Genomic DNA, 13,065 nt, shown 5'->3' on the forward strand with positions numbered 1-13,065 from the left:
CCCTGCTTCGGTGGTTTGACGATCTACTGCCCTGGAGCCTTTTGCTGGGGTGCCGGTACCGAGCCCCCGTGGAGCTCGACGGGCGGGGCGGCCGCGGGGGACGCCGGGGTTGCCGCCGGGGTGGACGGCGTTGCAGCCGGGGCCGCTGGAGTTGCCTCAGGCTTGCGGCTTTCCAACGGGTCCTTGGTAGTCACCGACGGAACCACATCGATCAACCCTTCAACGGCCGGCGGAGCGAGCAGGGCACCGGGGTTATCTCCCTTAACCGCCGGTGATGCCTTACCGGTCACTGCCATGGTGTTCAGATCGATCTGACCCTTGACTGTGGAAGCAACCATTCCCAATTCTGCAGCCTTGGCAGCCAGGTTCTGCGGAGCTTCGTAGTTCTGCTTCTTCTGTGTCAGGTCCTGGTTTTCCTTGTTGAGCGTGGCAGCTTCGGCTTTCAGCTGCACCAACTGGTACTGCGCTGTGGACACGGAGATGTTCAGTACCAGGACCGTCAGGAGGGCGGCCGCCATCGCCACAAAGCAAAGGACCACGAACGGAGTCCTTCGCTTGCCCGGGGCACTGCGTACCAGCGACAGAGGTGTACGGGCCTTGCGGGCGGGCTCGGCCCTTTCCGCAGGCGCGGACAGGCTACGGGCGGCGCTGCCCACCGTGGAGGGCAAAGTCTTCGCTGCGGCGTTGCTCATGCGTCTCTCCTCGGTTTGATACGCTCCACTGCCCTCAGCCGGGCAGACGCCGCGCGGGGATTTTCAGCGATTTCTGCTGCCGTAGGCACTTCCGTGCCCTTGGTGATGGTCTTCAATTCGGGTTTGTGTTCTTCAAGCTCCACCGGGAAGCCAAGTGGCGCCGACGATTTGGAACCTGATTGGAAAACTGACTTCACGATCTTGTCCTCCAGCGAGTGGTAGGACATGACCACGATCCGACCACCCATGGCCGTCGCGGCCACTGCTGCCGGAACTGCGCGTTCCAGGACGTCCAGTTCCTCGTTGACCTCAATCCGCAAGGCCTGAAAGGTCCGCTTGGCGGGGTGTCCGCCGCTCTTGGCTGCGGCGGCAGGAACAACGCTGCGGATCTGCTCTACGAGCTCCCCCGTGGTTGCAAAGGGTTTCTCCGCGCGGGCATTGACGATCCGGTTGGCGATCCGTCCGGCGAACTTCTCTTCGCCCCATTTACGGATGATGCGCACCAGCTCGTCTTCGGTGTAGTTATTGACCACATCAGCTGCCGTTTGGCCGCGGCTGGTGTCCATGCGCATATCCAAAGGGGCGTCATAGGAGTACGCGAAGCCCCGCTCACGCTCATCGAGCTGCAGGGACGAAACTCCGAGGTCCATGAGAATGCCATTGACCTCGGATATGCCAAGGTCCAGCAGGACGTCCTCAATCTCGTCATACACCGCATGAACAAGGTCAGTACGGTCAGAGAAGGGTTCCAATCTGGCACCGGCCAAGGCCAACGCTTCCTCGTCGCGGTCGATGCCCACCAGGTGAAGATCCGGGAAACGCTGCAGCATTGCCTCGGAGTGTCCTCCCATGCCCAACGTGGCATCGATGGCGACTGGGGTTTCGCCGCGTTTCCTGGCGGCTTCAAAGCCGGGTGCGAGCAGATTGATGCAGCGGTCTTTCAGGACGGGCACGTGGCGCTCCGATGTGGGCTTTGCCGCGTCCTGCTCTTCCACGCTGCCTCCTCTTTCCTCAATCGCTTACCTGCTGATTCTTGAATCGGATCCCCATCCGCGCCTATCGGCCGCCGCCTGGCTCAGGGGAAGTTGAGCCAGGAAGACAGTTCGATGGGCGGCTGGAGATCCCATTCAAGAAGCCGGACAGCGGCTTCCTCCCACCGGGGTCAGATGAACCCGGGGAGATTGTCGTCATCCGTTTCCGAGAAGGCTGCTTCCTTCTCATTGAGGTACTCATTCCAAGCTTCGGCGGCCCAGATCTCGGCCCGGGTACCGGCGCCAATGACTGCCAATTCCCGCCCAAGCCCTGCGTAAGTCCGGAGCGCCGGCGGAATCGTCACGCGCCCCTGCTTGTCAGGTACCTCATCAGAGGCTCCAGACAGGAAAACCCGAATGTAATCACGCGCCTGCTTGGAAGACAGTGGTGCCTCCCGCATCGACTCGTGGATGCGCTCAAATTCCTTCTGACTGAAGACGTAGATGCAGCGTTCCTGGCCCCTGGTGAGAACCAATCCATCAGCAAGCTCCTCGCGGAACTTGGCTGGAAGGATGATCCGGCCCTTTTCATCGAGACGCGGCGAGTGAGTACCCAGAAACACTGGCCCCACCGCCCCTCAATCAAAGGTGCCCGCACATTCCCAACACTGCCACTACCCTCTTATGCGCTCCACTTTACTCCACAATGCCCCACAGTCAACGCACTGGTGGGCGTTTCTCCACCACTTTGAGAATCATCCGGCCTGAAATCACGCGGTTTTTGAAGGGTGGCGGAAAGTGGAGGAGCCAATGCAGCAGGGCAGCGTCCTGGGCGTCAGGGCCCTTTGTTCCTCGCTCCGGCCCCGAAAATGCCCGGCCTGATTCACAACAGAAGGGGGAAAGAGGAGAAAAGGGTGGAAGGTGGAGGAACCGCGGAGAGCCAAAGGATGGGAGCCAAGGGACGGGGAAATGGACAGACCCTCCCTGTTGCTGGGTAGCCGCCCTTAAATGCGAAAAGACCCGCAGCGCGGGTCTTTCGTTATGCCCCGTTGAACCTCAGGGGCATGGTTGACTCAGGAGGGACCGGGGCTGCCGGCCGCTGATTCGAAGCGGGATGTCAGTGGTCGTCCCGACGCCGTTCGTCCCAGCGTTCTTCCAGGCTGCTCATGAACGAACTCTTTGGCTTGCTCTTGCCGGGTTTCCCCTTATTGGCTTTGCCGAAGGCCGCGCCACGCAACGTGGCGAAATAGACGCCAGCACCCATGACGACGAAACCGAGGACACCCACAGGTATCGCCTGCAGTGATACTCCAACAAGCAGGAGAAGGATGCCGGCAATGGCTCCAAGCACACCTATGATCACATGCCGGGTAGACCAGCTGCGGATGGGATCCGAACCCATGGTGTTGGCGAACTTCGGATCGTCCTCATGAAGTTGCTTTTCAAGTTGCTCAAGCAGCTTCTGTTCATGCTCCGAGAGGGGCATCGCGACCTCCTTTAGTCAGCCAGCGTCTGGACATAACGCTTCCTGTGCGTCTGTTTCCACAACGATCGGACCAAGAAAATCGTTCCCCAAAAATCCCCTCTTGGTTCAGCGGGCATCTCGGGGCCGACTGTTCAGGAAACAGTTTGTCCAGACGATTTAAATCTCTGTAATAAATAGGATAGTTTGTCCGACGCCGTTCTGAAAGACGCCTTGAGTCCTGCCGGGAAACCGTGCGCGGCTCAGGTGTCCGTTGCGGGCTTCCCGGGCTCCAAAAGCCGCGCTGGTAGAAGAGTTTTGGACCCAAAACGTTCGGAGACACGGTCCAGTGCCTGTTCGGCCGCCCGCCAGTTGTCGTCCCGCCGGTCGAGACTCAACTGCAGGGACGTCTGGCCGGCTGGCTCCAGTTGTTCGGCCCGAACCCCCACCAACCGGACGCTCATGGAACGGTTGCCCAAGGATTCAAGGAGTTGCACGGCCACCTGGTAGATCAATTGGGCGCTGTCCACGGGAGTCTGCACCGTGCGGCTGCGTGTCACTGTTGAGAAGTCCGAGTACCGCAGCTTCAACGCCACAGTCCTGGCCAACATGCCTGAACTCCTGAGCCGGATGGCGGTACGGTGCGAGAGGCGCAGCAATTCCCTGTGCAGTAATGCCTCGTCCCCTGTATCCACGGAGAACGTCTCCTCCGCCCCGATACTTTTCTCAAGCCTGGTTGGAGTTACCGGCCGTGGGTCAATACCCATGGACAAGCGGTGGACATGCTCACCACTTGCTCCCAGAACCTTCTTGAGCGATGCCAGCGGAGTTGCTGCGACATCGGCAACGGTGCGAATACCCAGACGGGACAACACTTCGGCCGTCTTTCCGCCGACACCCCACAAGGCGCCGACTGGAAGGCTGTGGAGGTAAGGGACGGAGTCCTCGGCATCGATCTGGAGGATGCCATCAGGTTTGCACCGTGTTGATGCGATCTTGGCCACGAACTTGGTGCTGGCGATGCCCACGGATGCCGTGATGCCCAGTTCCGACTGAACCCTGCGACGGATGAGGTGGCCGATGTCCATCGGTGACCCCAGACGGCGAATTGCGCCGCTCACATCCAGGAAGGCCTCGTCCACACTCAACGGCTCAACGAGGTCGGTGATGGAGGCGAAAATCTCCATGAGCCGGGCGGAGACCTCGTAATACTCTTTGTGCCGGGGGTTGATGATCACCGCCGATGGACACCGCCTCATGGCAATGGACATCGGCATGGCCGACTTCACGCCTGTGGCCCGGGCCTCGTAGGAAGCGGAGAGCACCACGGACCGTTCAGCCGGGAATCCGACAATGACCGGCTTGCCTCGAAGTTCAGGGCGGCTGCGCAGTTCCACGGAGACGAAGAAGGCGTCCATATCCACGTGAAGTATGCTGGTTCGCCGCATTTCCCGCAGGGCATCTCCGGCACTGCGGGGCGGCTTGCTGCCGGCGCTTTGAGCGCCACCGAATGCTTCCTGCCTCACATCGGCAATACTATGCCCGGCCACTGACTAAACTGGAGGCAAAGTCCGGCTCAGCCCCAGGAAGGATACCCTGTGAAGCTCTTTGGAACTCCTCAATCGCGAGGGTTTGCCCTGCTCGCAGTCAGTGTCGCTTTGGCGGCGTCCGCGTGCACACCATCGCCCGGCGGTTCGGCAGCACCGTCCACATCAGGTACTGCTTCGGCGTCCACTCAGGCGGCTCCAACCCCATCGTCCTCCGCGTCGGGGTCCACAGCATCACCCGAAACCACGACGTTCACCGAAACACCTGCACCGGCACCCGATGCCACGGCCACGGTCAATGCACTGGTCCCTGGATTCCCTGCGCAGCTCATTCCGGTCATGCCCAACACGTCCATTCGTTCCAGCAGTGTGGACAAGAGCGCAGAAGTAGCCACCGTGGCTCTCGTCGGAACGGTCAAAGCCCCACCGGAGGGGGTTGTGGACTACTACAAGACCTCCATGGAGTCACAGGGCTTCAAACTCGTCCCGGGTCCATCCGCTGTTGGAAACGTCACTTCCTTGGACTTCATCCGTGGTGACGGCGAAACGGTGAATGTTTCGGTCAGGCAAAAGGAAGGCGTCTCAACGTTCACTATCGGCGCCAACGTGGCGGCCGGGTCCGTCAAGTGACGGCAGCTGCCCTTGTCAGTTCGGAGCAGGCACAGTTCATTGGCGGCGTCGCCGGCAAATTGAACGGGTTCCTCTCCGCACAGCAGGAACTCATGGCTTCCGTTTCTCCGGATGTCGAGCCGCTCATTGGATCGATTTCGCATCTTGTCACGGGCGGCAAACGCCTCCGGGCACTGATGTGCTACTGGGGTTGGAGAGGCGCCGGCGGCCCTGCCGACAACCTGGACATCATTACCGCCGGGTGTGCCCTTGAGCTCTTCCAGGCAGCCGCCCTGATCCACGATGACATCATTGACCGTTCCGACACCCGCCGCGGCGGCCCAAGCGTGCACAAGCGGTTCAGCCAGCTCCATGAAGTGAATGGCTGGGCCTTGGACAGCGGCCGCTTTGGGGATGCGGCAGCCATCCTAACCGGCGATCTCTGCCTTTCCTTCAGCGAAGAGTCCTTTACGGAAATCGGCCCCCGGGCAGCAGCGGGAAGCCCTGCGCGGCGCATCTTCAACGTGATGCGGGCAGAAGTGATGGCAGGTCAGTACCTCGACATCCTGGAAGAAGTGGCCGGACCGGTACGTGACCGAGCCGGATCCGTAGCCCGGGCACAATCAATCATTCGGTACAAATCCGCCAAATACTCCACCGAGCACCCACTGGCGTTGGGCGGGGCACTGGCTGGAGCACCCGCTGCCCTGATGGAGGGTTACTCGGAGTTCTCCTTACCGCTGGGCGAAGCATTCCAGATGCGGGATGACGTCCTGGGTGTCTTTGGGGATCCGGAAACCACCGGAAAACCTGCGGGAGATGATCTCAGGGAAGGTAAACGAACGGTATTGGTGGGGTTTGCCATTAACCAAGCACCCCGGGCAGAGGCAGATTACCTGGATCGCATGCTGGGCAACCCCCTCCTGGTGGAGGATGAGGTAGCTGAAATACGGCGCATCATTATTGAGTGCGGCGCTTTGGAAGCCACGGAATCTTTGATCGGCGAGCTAAGCAACAGAGCGTTCGACGCTCTTGAACGCCTTCCCCTTGAGGAACTCCCGCTGGTGGCATTGCGCCACTTGGCCGAAGCCGCTGTCAGCCGGGCAGCCTGAACCCCGGGGCCTCGGGGCTGAGGCAACTCATCGCCCTTAGCTCTTGTGTAGCGTTCAAAAAGCTTATTCCAGCCCCTGCAGCACCTGCGAAAGCAAACGCGGACGACGGCGGTGAATCACCGCCGTCGTCCGCGTTTTAGGCAGTCTCCCGCTGGAGAGGCGCTGCTATTCAGCCAGCGACTTTACCAAGCCAAAGACTGGGCGCGACGCCTGATCTCCGTCTTTCGCCCCTCGCGCAGGGCGTCAATGGGACGCCCCCGCAATGACTCGTCCGGGGTGAAAAGCCAGATAATCAATTCTTCGTCGTTGTAGCCGGCGTCACCGAGAACCGCAACGGTTCCCTTCAAGCTGTCTACAACATGCCCGTCCTGGACAAAGAGGGCCGGGATTGAACGGATGTTCCGCTCTCCCCGCCTGATGGCGACAAGCGCACGCTCATCCAGAAGTCCGTGGACTTTGGTGATGGAAACTTCCAAAAGTTCAGCGACATCCGGCAGCGGCAGCCAGTCGGAAACAAGGCTTTCTACATTACTCACGGAACAAGGTTGCCACGCCGCCCCGCCCCACGCCTAGCCGAAGTCCAAGGCCGGTTCCCCCGGGCCGCAGGGTACTGGCCCATTTGTCCGCATCAATTGTGGCTATTTGTTGGGTTTGACAGGAATTGTTGTGTTGATCGACTAAGTGTGAGAGATTCACACTGATCACATTTGCATCATTGATAACATCAGCAACTTTGGTAACACTGACAACAGCGCTAACAATAGCCCCCGCTGTTTGAGATGAGGACACATTTCATGACGACGCCCCGCTCGCCGAAACGAACCATGAGCATGCCGGTTATCGCGGCAACCACGGCTGCGCTTCCCGCCGTGGTTTTGTCCTCGCTTGCCCTGGCCCAACCCTCCATGGCAACACCGGCACCCCAGCCGCGAAAGATCCCCGCCACGCTCGCTGCGGCCATGAAGGCGCAAGCAGTCAACGTGGGCTCCGTCATTCCTGCCAATGCGGTCGCAGCCACCATTCCCTCCACTCTGCGCCCCATGGCCCCGTCCGTACCTGACACCTACACGGTTGTCCGCGGGGATACCATCAGCGCCATCGCGCGCCGCTTCAACCTGGACACAACGGCAGTTCTTCAGCTGAACAAGCTTTCTGCCACCACGCTCATCTACCCGGGTCAGACCATCAAGCTCACCGGCACAGCGCCGGCAGCGCCGGCACAGCCGGCCCCGGCAGCCCCCAGCGCACCCGCCCCCAGCAGCGCAACCGTCTACACCGTGGTCCCCGGAGATACCCTGGGCGCCATTGCCGCCAAGCACGGCGTACCGTTGTCCAGCATCTTCAGCTGGAACGGGCTCAACGGAAGCTCCATCATCTACCCCGGCCAGAAGATCAAGGTCAGTGGTGGATCAGCGCCATCCGCGCCCACAGCACCGGCCGCCCCGGCGCCGGCGCCTGCCCCTTTGGCCGGCACGGGTTCCTACACCATCAAGGCAGGCGACACCCTCAGTTCCATTGCTTCCCGCCACGGGGTTTCGCTTGCGGCGTTGATGGCCGCCAATAACAACATCACAGCCACGACTGTCATCTACCCGGGGCAGAAGCTCACCATCCCCGGCGCCGGCCTGCAGCCGGTTGGCGAGACCAAGCCACTGGTTCCCAGCACGTTCCTCGGCTTCACTTACCCGCCGGCAGTTGTCAGCTCCGCCAACGAGAACAAGGCCCTGCTCAACGCTTCACCGGTGCCCAGCCGCGCCGAGATGAAGAGCATCGTGGCGGACACTGCCCGGCGCATGGGAGTGAGCCCGTCCCTGGCTTTGGCCTTCGCAGAGCAGGAGTCCGGCTTCGACCAGCGCGCCGTCTCCCCCGCCAACGCCATTGGCACCATGCAGGTCATCCCCTCGTCCGGGCAATGGGCGTCGGATCTGGTGGGCCGCAAGCTCAACCTCCTGGACCCTTACGACAATGCCACGGCGGGTGTGGCCATCATTCGGACACTCATCGCCACCAGCAAGGACCTGGACACGGCAATCGCCGGCTACTACCAGGGACAATATTCCGTCAGCAAGTACGGCATGTACGACGACACCAAGCGCTACGTCGAATCGATCAAGGCCCGCCAGCGCACCTTCGGCTAGGCCTTCAGCACCACCTCGGAAGGGGCCCGCATCCCGCGTGGATTCGGGCCCCTTCCCTGCCTCGTTTAGGATCGTATGGTGCAAGAACCAACGCAGGACCACCTCATCGGAACCACCGTGGACGGCCGGTACACGGTCCGTTCCCGCCTGGCGAGGGGCGGAATGTCCACTGTTTACCTGGCCACGGACCAGCGCCTGGAGCGAGACGTGGCCCTCAAAGTCCTGCACCCGCATTTGGCCAACGACCCCACATTCCTGCAGCGTCTAAGCCGCGAAGCCAAAGCGGCCGCGAGTCTCTCGCACCCGCACATCGTAGGAGTTCTCGACCAAGGCGAGGACGGCCACATTGCCTACCTGGTCATGGAGTACGTCAAGGGTCATACCCTGCGCGACACCCTGAGCGAACAGGGCCCGTTGCCGCCACGCCTTGCACTGGCCTTGATCGATCCCGTGATTGAAGGCCTCGCCGCCGCGCACCGATCCGGCCTGATCCACCGCGACGTCAAGCCGGAGAACGTCCTCATAGCTGACGACGGACGCATCAAAGTGGGAGACTTCGGCCTGGCCAGAGCTATCTCAGCCAACACCAGCACCGGCGCCCTGATAGGCACAGTGGCCTATTTGGCTCCCGAGCTTGTTCTCGGCCAGCCCGCAGATGCCCGCAGCGACATCTACTCGGCCGGCATCATGCTCTATGAGATGTTGACTGGCAAACAGCCCTACGCGGGAGACTCCCCCATCCAGGTTGCCTACCAGCACGTCAACGCCGTGGTGGGACGCCCCTCAGATGCTGCTCCAGGCCTTGCAGAGGACCTTGATGAACTGGTGCAGTGGTGCACTGCCGTAGACGCCGAGAACAGGCCCGTGGATGGCGCTGCGCTGCTGACCGAACTCCGCCACATACGCACCACCCTGACGGACGAGGAATTGGACCGCCGACAGGCATCCTCCAGGCCGGCAGGCTCTTCCGTGGCCGGTGCGGCAACCACCGAACTGGGCAGTCTGGATGCCAACCCCACGGAAGCCCTGGCCACAGTTGCCTCGCCTACGGAATTGATCTCCCAGCAGAGCAACCCCACCACCATCTTGGCGGCGGGAGGTCCCGGCAGGCCACAAGGCGCCGCCGTTGTTCCCGGGAACCATCAGGACGCCCGCCAGCCCGGCAAGCGGGAACTGAAGAAACTCGAACGGCAAGAGAGCAAAGACCGCGCACGGGCAGCAGCAACTCCGAGCCGCCCGCTACGCGAGGGAAATCCCCGCCGCCGCGGCATCATCTGGACCATCGTGATCGTTATTCTTGCAACGCTTGCGGCATCGGCCGGTTGGTTCTTCGGGATGGGACCCGGATCTCCGGGCACCGTACCCGACGTCAAGAATAAAACCGTTGCCGAAGCCCAGCAGCTGCTCCGCACTGCCGGGTTCAACTCTGAACCGCGGGACGTTTTCGACGACGACATCCTTGCAGGGCTGGCCGTAGGAACCGAACCTGAATCCGGGGCGGAAGTCCGGAAGTTCCAGCCCATCACGCTTTTCGTTTCCAAAGGTGCCCAGCTTTTCCCCTTGTCCGGTTTGGCCGGTGGCACCTTGGACGAAGCCAAGATTGCCTTGAATGCAGCCGAGATGGCCCTGGGCAACGTCACGGAGGCTTTCGACGAAAAGGTTCCGGCCGGCGTCGTGATTTCCCAGGACCCGGCCAAAGGCACCGAAGTCAGGCATGGCACCCCGGTATCGCTGGTGGTCTCCAAGGGTCCGCAGCCCATTCCGGTTCCCGACGTACGTGGACTGGCACAGGATGCAGCCGTCAAAGCCCTTCAGGACGCCGGCCTGAAAGCCGTGATCGCTCCGGAGACGGTCAACGACAAGACGGTTCCCAAAGGCGCCGTGGTCTCCCAGGTTCCGGCCAACGGCACGCTGATCCGGGGCGAAGCTGTCACGCTCACAGTGTCCAAGGGGCCTAAGTTGGTGAAGGTCCCCAGTTTCATCGGCAAGCAGGCCGCCGAAGCTGAAAGGGAGTTGAAGAAACTGGGTTTCAAAGTTGAGGTCAATAAAGTCCTGGGCGGGTTCTTCGGCACCGTCCGCGACCAGAATCCCGTCAATGCCGAGGTACCGGAGGACTCAGTGGTGACACTGACAGTTGTCTAACGTTTTTCAACCACAACACAAGGCGCGGCCCGAAGGATCCGGACCGCGCCTTTGTTGTATCTCTACTTCTGTTGTACCTCTACTTCTTGGAGAGGGCTCCGGCCACGAGGAACGCCATCTCAAGGGACTGCATGTGGTTGAGGCGGGGATCGCACACCGACTCATAGCGGTCCAGGAAGGCGTCCTGGTCGATAGGATCAGCACCACCCAGGCACTCAGCAACGTCATCGCCGGTCATTTCAACGTGAAGTCCGCCAGGTACTGTGCCCAAGGACTGGTGGACCTCGAAGAAGCCACGCACCTCATCAATGACGTCATCGAAGTTGCGCGTCTTGTAACCGTTCGGCGAGGTCACCGTGTTGCCGTGCATCGGGTCAGTCACCCACAGCACCTGCGCGCCGGATGCAGTGACGCGTTCGACGACGGCAGGCAGCTTCTCGCGGATGTTGCCGGCGCCCATGCGGGTGATGAACGTGAGGCGGCCCGGTTCGCGGTTGGGGTCCAGTTTGTCGATGAGGCGCAGGGCGTCATCACCGCTGGTGGTGGGGCCAAGCTTAACGCCGATGGGGTTCCGCACACGGGACAGGAAGTCCACATGGGCGTGGTCCAGTTCGCGGGTCCGCTCGCCGATCCACAGGAAGTGGGCGGAGGTGTCGTACGGCAGTCCGGTCCGCGAATCGATGCGGGTCAGTGCGCGTTCGTAGTCGAGCAGCAGTGCTTCGTGGCTGGCGAAGAATTCCACGCGCTTGAGTGCTTCGAAGTCAGCACCGCAGGAGTCCATGAAGCTGATGGCACGGTCGATGTCCCGCGCCAGTGATTCGTAGCGTGCGTGTGCCGGGTTCTCAGTGAAACCCTTGTTCCACTGATGAACGAGGCGAAGATCCGCGAAGCCACCTTGGGTGAAGGCGCGGATGAGGTTCAGCGTGGAAGCGGAGGTGTGATAGGCCTTCAGCATCCGGCCGGCGTCGTGAGCGCGGGACTCGGGGGTGAAATCGTAGCCATTGACGATGTCGCCGCGGTAAGCGGGAAGCGTCACGCCATCGCGGGTCTCGTCATTGGAGGAACGCGGCTTCGCGAACTGTCCGGCCATCCGACCCATCTTGATGACGGGCATGGCAGCGCCGTACGTGAGTACGACTGCCATCTGGAGGATCGTCTTGACCCGGGCACTGATTCTGTCCGCGGTAGCGGCCTCAAAAGTCTCAGCGCAGTCGCCGCCCTGAAGGAGGAAAGCCTTGCCCTGGGCAGCAGCCGCGAGGCGCTCCCTCAGAACGTCCACTTCACCGGCGAAGACCAAGGGCGGCACCACGGAGAGTTCCTTGACGGAAGCCTTGAAGACTTCAGAGTTGGACCACGTGGGCTGCTGGGAAATCGGCAGGTCCCGCCAGGCGTCGAGGCCGGGGTAATTTGCCGCGCCGCTCTGGGCGGTACTGGCAAGAGGATCTGCTGCGGAGGGTGCGGTGTTCGCGGTTAGCTCAGTCACCCTTCAAGAGTAGTAGCCCGCGGCAAGGTTGCGGGACTGCAGCCGTAACCGATGCCGCCGCATGCGTCACAGTCTCTCCGTGGATCCGGCCCCGTCACTCCGGGGATCGTCCCTGTCTTCAGCTATGTCCGCGGCGGACTCTTCGGCAACCTCAATCTTGTGGACCGGCTCCGGGCCTTTGCCGGCCAACTGGGCCTTGACCACTGCTGCGTACTCATCCACGTACTCCTGACCGGAAAGCCGCATCAATTCGTACATGATTTCATCGGTCACAGCCCTCTGGATCAAGCGGTCATCCTCCATGCCGTAGTAACGGCTAAAGTCCAAGGGCTGCCCGAAAATGAGCCCGATCCGGCGGATGTTGGGGAGCCGTTTACCGATGGGCTGGACCTTCTCCGTGCCTATCATGGCCACGGGCACCACAGGGACGCGCGTCTGCAGTGCCAGCTTGGCCACGCCCACTTTCCCGCGGTAGAGCCTGGCGTCCGGGCTGCGCGTGCCTTCCGGATAGATCCCCAGCAGGCCGCCCGAGCTCAGGACGTCCTTGCCGGCCTGCAGCGACATTTCCGATGCCGCGCCTCCCGAACGGTCCATGGGCAATTGGTTGCTCAGCCGGAAAAACAGGGCAGTGAGCCGGCCTTTGAGCCCTTTTCCGGTGAAGTACTCGGACTTGGCCAGGAAGATCACGGGGCGGTGAACCATCAGGGGCAGAAAGATGGAGTCCGAGAAGGACAGGTGATTGGACGCCAGGATGGCGGCGCCGTTTTCCGGAACGTTGTCCAGTCCCTTTACCCACGGACGGAACAAGAGCTTGAGGATGGGACCAAGAAAGATCCTCTTCATGACCCAATAGAACACTTTTGTCCTCTCACGGCCGAATGGTTGGCATGCATCCGGGCAACCCGGCCG

The 13,065-nt window shown here is 61.6% G+C and carries 12 protein-coding genes; 4 read left to right on the forward strand and 8 right to left on the reverse strand.

Going from position 1 to position 13,065, the window contains the following annotated elements; translation table 11 throughout:
* Positions 1-23 precede the first annotated feature (23 nt).
* The 5 genes from ACIQH5_RS11935 to dinB all read right to left on the reverse strand — a co-directional run bounded on the left by ACIQH5_RS11935 (position 24) and on the right by dinB (position 4,651).
* Positions 24-692 (reverse strand): hypothetical protein, encoded by a 669-nt coding sequence (locus ACIQH5_RS11935; RefSeq protein WP_400403405.1) that lies wholly within the window; start codon positions 690-692, stop codon positions 24-26.
* On the reverse strand, positions 689-1,687 hold the full coding sequence (gene rsmH / locus ACIQH5_RS11940; protein ID WP_400403407.1) for a 16S rRNA (cytosine(1402)-N(4))-methyltransferase RsmH: 999 nt from the start codon (positions 1,685-1,687) through the stop codon (positions 689-691). The genes ACIQH5_RS11935 and rsmH overlap by 4 nt, the downstream gene beginning before the upstream one ends.
* A 167-nt stretch (positions 1,688-1,854) precedes the next feature.
* The gene (gene mraZ, locus ACIQH5_RS11945; protein WP_400403410.1) at positions 1,855-2,286 is read right to left on the reverse strand and encodes a division/cell wall cluster transcriptional repressor MraZ; all 432 of its coding nucleotides are present in this window, start codon (positions 2,284-2,286) and stop codon (positions 1,855-1,857) included.
* 494 nt (positions 2,287-2,780) lie between these two features.
* Positions 2,781-3,149 carry a DUF3040 domain-containing protein gene (locus ACIQH5_RS11950; RefSeq protein WP_024820463.1) on the reverse strand — a complete coding sequence of 123 codons (369 nt, stop codon included), beginning with the start codon at positions 3,147-3,149 and terminating at the stop codon, positions 2,781-2,783.
* A gap of 239 nt (positions 3,150-3,388) precedes the next feature.
* On the reverse strand, positions 3,389-4,651 hold the full coding sequence (dinB, locus tag ACIQH5_RS11955) for a DNA polymerase IV (RefSeq protein ID WP_400403414.1): 1,263 nt from the start codon (positions 4,649-4,651) through the stop codon (positions 3,389-3,391).
* Between the two features lie 72 nt (positions 4,652-4,723).
* Here dinB and ACIQH5_RS11960 point away from each other — a divergent pair, with 72 nt between their 5' ends.
* The gene (locus tag ACIQH5_RS11960; protein WP_400403417.1) at positions 4,724-5,302 is read left to right on the forward strand and encodes a hypothetical protein; all 579 of its coding nucleotides are present in this window, start codon (positions 4,724-4,726) and stop codon (positions 5,300-5,302) included.
* Positions 5,299-6,393, forward strand: a complete 1,095-nt coding sequence (locus ACIQH5_RS11965; RefSeq protein WP_400403420.1) for a polyprenyl synthetase family protein — start codon at positions 5,299-5,301, stop codon at positions 6,391-6,393. The genes ACIQH5_RS11960 and ACIQH5_RS11965 overlap by 4 nt, the downstream gene beginning before the upstream one ends.
* A 182-nt stretch (positions 6,394-6,575) precedes the next feature.
* Here ACIQH5_RS11965 and ACIQH5_RS11970 read toward each other — a convergent pair whose 3' ends face one another.
* Positions 6,576-6,929, reverse strand: a complete 354-nt coding sequence (locus tag ACIQH5_RS11970) for an Rv2175c family DNA-binding protein (protein WP_062067875.1) — start codon at positions 6,927-6,929, stop codon at positions 6,576-6,578.
* A gap of 258 nt (positions 6,930-7,187) precedes the next feature.
* On the opposite strand from ACIQH5_RS11970, the gene ACIQH5_RS11975 reads away from it, so the two are divergent.
* Positions 7,188-8,531 (forward strand): LysM peptidoglycan-binding domain-containing protein, encoded by a 1,344-nt coding sequence (locus ACIQH5_RS11975; RefSeq protein WP_400403424.1) that lies wholly within the window; start codon positions 7,188-7,190, stop codon positions 8,529-8,531.
* Between the two features lie 75 nt (positions 8,532-8,606).
* On the forward strand, positions 8,607-10,673 hold the full coding sequence (gene pknB, locus ACIQH5_RS11980) for a Stk1 family PASTA domain-containing Ser/Thr kinase (protein WP_400403427.1): 2,067 nt from the start codon (positions 8,607-8,609) through the stop codon (positions 10,671-10,673).
* A 79-nt stretch (positions 10,674-10,752) separates the two neighbouring features.
* On the opposite strand, the gene ACIQH5_RS11985 is transcribed toward pknB, so the two are convergent.
* Together ACIQH5_RS11985 and ACIQH5_RS11990 are read right to left on the reverse strand one after the other, a co-directional pair.
* A complete protein-coding gene (locus tag ACIQH5_RS11985; protein WP_024820456.1) occupies positions 10,753-12,156 on the reverse strand; it encodes a class II 3-deoxy-7-phosphoheptulonate synthase in 1,404 nt (467 codons plus the stop codon).
* A gap of 66 nt (positions 12,157-12,222) precedes the next feature.
* Positions 12,223-13,014 (reverse strand): lysophospholipid acyltransferase family protein, encoded by a 792-nt coding sequence (locus ACIQH5_RS11990; protein WP_400403431.1) that lies wholly within the window; start codon positions 13,012-13,014, stop codon positions 12,223-12,225.
* Positions 13,015-13,065: the final 51 nt, after the last annotated feature.

It is taken from the genome of Paenarthrobacter sp. NPDC091711 (assembly GCF_044756605.1).
Lineage (GTDB): Bacteria > Actinomycetota > Actinomycetes > Actinomycetales > Micrococcaceae > Arthrobacter.